This is a genomic window from Calidithermus roseus (assembly GCF_003574095.1).
GTDB classification, from domain to species: domain Bacteria; phylum Deinococcota; class Deinococci; order Deinococcales; family Thermaceae; genus Calidithermus; species Calidithermus roseus.
In genome coordinates this window covers 1-3,316 of the sequence record NZ_QWLA01000138.1, presented here as the reverse complement: position 1 = coordinate 3,316, position 3,316 = coordinate 1, and the positions used below count along the sequence as shown (strand labels likewise).

Below are 3,316 nucleotides of genomic sequence, written 5' to 3'. Positions count from 1 at the left end.
GGTGTGGGCGGGTTGCGGCTGGGGTTGGGGTTGCGGCGCGGCCACCGGAGGCGGGGAGGACTGGGTCTGGTTGCTGCGGGCGCGCACCACGTGCTCCTTGAGCGACTCGAGGAAGCTCCGGAGCTCGTCCACCTTGAAGGCGGTCAGGGGGATTTCCATCAAAGTGCCCTGGGCCCCCAGCACCGCGACGGTGTTGCCCTCTCCGCGCGATATGCGCTTGATCGAGCCCAAAGGCGTGCTGCTGCCCCCCTCATCGCTGAGGAACCACAGGTCCCTGCGGGTGATGGCGATGACACCACCCGATCCTTCCAGGCGGGCAATCACCTCGTCCCGCACCAGTTCTGCAAGACGCGCATCGTATTTGCCCATATGTGTCAATATACACTATCTCTATGGAAACACGCTTATTGCTGGGTCATCGGGGTGCGCCACGTCTGGCACGAGAAAACACCCTCGAGTCCTTCACCCTAGCCCTCCAGAACGGCCTCGACGGGGTGGAGCTCGACATCCAGCGCAGCCGCGATGGGGTGCTGGTGATCCACCACGACTTCGAGTTGGAGGGGGTTCCCCTCGCCGAGCTGGACTGGGTCGAGATAAGGCAGAGGGCCCCCTGGATACCCCGGCTGGAGGAGGTCTTCGAGCTCTTCGAAGCTCACCCCAAGGCCTGGCTTAACCTCGAGCTCAAGAGCCAGCCCCCCCTCAGCGATGGGCGGGAGAGGGCCCTGGTCCAGCAACTCGGCTCCTGGAGCGGGCGCAGCCGCGCCTGGGTCTCCAGCTTCGACCCCCTGGCCCTGATCCGCCTGCGGCGGGAGGGGCTGGACGTGCCATTGGCCCTGCTCTGCGCGCAGGAGGAACTGCTCGAGCTGCTCCCCTGCCTGGGAGTGCAGGGCGTGCACCCCCACCACAGCCTGCTGAGCCGTGAAAGGGTGGAGGGCTTTATCGAGCGGGGCTACTTCGTGGTGGCCTGGACCGTCAACGAGACCCGTCGGGTACGGGAATTGTTCGAGTGGGGCGTGTGCGGGGTGATCGGCGATGTGCCCGATGAACTCAAAGCCGCGCGCGATTGACTATCCTAAGAGGTGGTATGGAGGGTATTCGGTTTCGCCTGATATTCGCCAACGACCCCGACGTGTTCCAGGAGCGCATCAACCGTTTCATCGCCGACCTCGACGAGAACGTGCTGCTCGTGGACGTCAAGTTCTCCACCGCCGTGCAGGGGGCACAGGTCAACTACTCGGCGCTCGTGCACTACAAAGAGGTTGAAAGCTGGAAAGACTGACCCGAGGCTTGCAGGCCGGGCCATCGCCGCCCGATATGGGTTGCGGTACGGCCAATGTGACGTGAGGCAGCGATATGAAAGGACTTATTCTCTCTGGTGGAAAGGGCACGCGGCTGCGCCCCCTGACCCACACCCGGGCCAAGCAGCTCATCCCCATCGCCGGCAAGCCCAACCTCTTCTATGCCCTGGAGGACCTGGTGGAAGCGGGCATCCGCGACATCGGGGTGATCCTCAGCCCCGAGACCGGCGACGAGGTGCGCGAGGCCTTGGGCGACGGCTCCCGCTGGGGCGTCAACCTCACCTTCATCGTGCAGGAAGCCCCGCTGGGCATTGCCCACGCCGTCAAGACCGCGCGGGACTACCTGGGCCAGAGCCCCTTCGTGCTCTACCTGGGCGACAACCTGCTCTCCGGGGGCATCCGGCACCTGGTCGAGGAGTACGAGCAGACCCAGCCCCAGGCCATCGTGCTCCTGACCGAGGTCGAAGACCCCCGCGCCTTCGGGGTGGTGGTGCTCGACGCGCAGGGCCGGGTGGTGCGCCTGGTGGAGAAGCCCAAGGAGCCCCCCTCCAACCTGGCGCTGGTGGGCGTCTACCTCTTCAGCCCCGCCATCCACGACGTCATCGCCACGCTCGAGCCCTCCTGGCGCGGGGAGTACGAGATCACCGAGGCCATCCAGGGCCTGGTCGAGCGCGGGCAGAAGGTGGTGGCCCACCAGGTGCGCGGCTACTGGAAGGACACCGGCAAGCCCGAGGACCTCCTCGACGCCAACCGCCTGGTGCTCTCCCAGATCGCCCGCCGCATCGAGGGCGAGCTCGACCACTCCGAGGTGGTGGGCGAGGTGGTGGTCGAGCCGGGTGCCCGCATCGTGCGCTCGACCGTGCGCGGCCCCGCCTTCATCGGGGCGGGCAGCCTGGTCGAGGACAGCTTCATCGGCCCCTACAGCGCCATCGGCAAGGGGGCCAAGGTCATCGGCAGCGAGCTGGAGTACTCCATCCTCATGGACCAGGCCGAGGTGCGCCAGCTCGCCTACCGCCTCGACGCCAGCATCCTCGGCCACGGCGTGGTCGTGGACGGCCAGGGCAGCACCCGCCGCCACACCCTGCAACTGGTGCTGGGCGACCGCAGCCAGGTCAAGCTATGACGGGCCCGATCCTCATGACCGGAGGCAGTGGCCGCCTGGGCACGGCCCTGCGTGCCCTGATGCCCGAAATTGTGGCCCCGCCCCGCAGCGAGCTCGACGTCACCGACCTCGAGAGCGTGCAGCGCGCGCTCGAGCGCCACCAGCCCAAAGTCTTCCTCCACGCAGCCGCCTACACCGACGTGGCCAGGGCCGAGCAGGAGCGTGAGGAGTGCTGGGCCGTCAACGTCGGGGGAACCCGCAACGTCGTGCGGGCCCTACAGGGCACCGGCGTCTTCCTGGTCCACATCTCCACCGACTACGTCTTCTGGGGTGACCGCGGCAACTACCGCGAGGACGACCCCGTAGGCCCGGTGCGCAACTACTACGCCCTCTCCAAGCTCGTCGCCGAGGAGGTCGTGCGCGTCTTGCCCCAACACCTGGTCATCCGCACCTCCTTCCGCCCCTCGCCCTGGCCCTACCCCACCGCCTTCACCGACCTCTACACCAGCCAGGACTACGTGGAGGTGATCGCCCCGGAGATCGCCCTGGCGCTGAGGGGGCTCGAGCGCATCCCTTACTCGACCCTCCACATCGCCACCGAGCGCAAGTCGGTCTACGAACTGGCGGTGCGCACCCGGCCAGATGTGAGGCCCTCGAGCCGGAGGGAGGCCACGGTTTCGCTGCCGGAGGATATCTCTCTTGATATCAGGCTATGGTTCAATCTGAAACCCAGATTTTTGCGTGACCAATACAGATCTAAAGCTGATGAATGAGAACGGAGCTTTTGGAGTTAACTCAAGTTGCCACCTATCCCAACCACGAAGAACAATAAAGGCCACTATGAACTGGACGGTTCTAGTGGCCTATTGCATTGTAGACGATCTGGTGAAGGTTCTGGGACACCGCGATGACCCGC

Annotated in this window: 4 protein-coding genes and 1 pseudogene; 4 read left to right on the top strand and 1 reads right to left on the bottom strand. The window is 65.8% G+C overall.

Annotated features, from left to right (window positions below):
* Nucleotides 1-369 (bottom strand): annotated as a pseudogene (locus tag Mrose_RS18065) (hypothetical protein); the annotation flags it as partial.
* A gap of 23 nt (nt 370-392) precedes the next feature.
* Here Mrose_RS18065 and Mrose_RS18060 point away from each other — a divergent pair.
* From Mrose_RS18060 to Mrose_RS18045, 4 genes are all read left to right on the top strand, one after another.
* Entirely contained in the window at nt 393-1,067 is a 675-nt protein-coding gene (locus Mrose_RS18060; protein WP_119280612.1) for a glycerophosphodiester phosphodiesterase, read from the top strand.
* 17 nt (nt 1,068-1,084) lie between these two features.
* Entirely contained in the window at nt 1,085-1,279 is a 195-nt protein-coding gene (locus Mrose_RS18055; protein WP_119280611.1) for a sporulation protein Cse60, read from the top strand.
* 74 nt (nt 1,280-1,353) lie between these two features.
* The gene (locus tag Mrose_RS18050) at nt 1,354-2,421 is read left to right on the top strand and encodes a glucose-1-phosphate thymidylyltransferase (RefSeq protein WP_119280609.1); all 1,068 of its coding nucleotides are present in this window, start codon (nt 1,354-1,356) and stop codon (nt 2,419-2,421) included.
* Nucleotides 2,418-3,173 (top strand): SDR family oxidoreductase, encoded by a 756-nt coding sequence (locus tag Mrose_RS18045; protein ID WP_119280607.1) that lies wholly within the window; start codon nt 2,418-2,420, stop codon nt 3,171-3,173. Before Mrose_RS18050 ends, Mrose_RS18045 begins: the two co-directional genes overlap by 4 nt.
* The last annotated feature ends 143 nt before the right edge of the window (nt 3,174-3,316 follow it).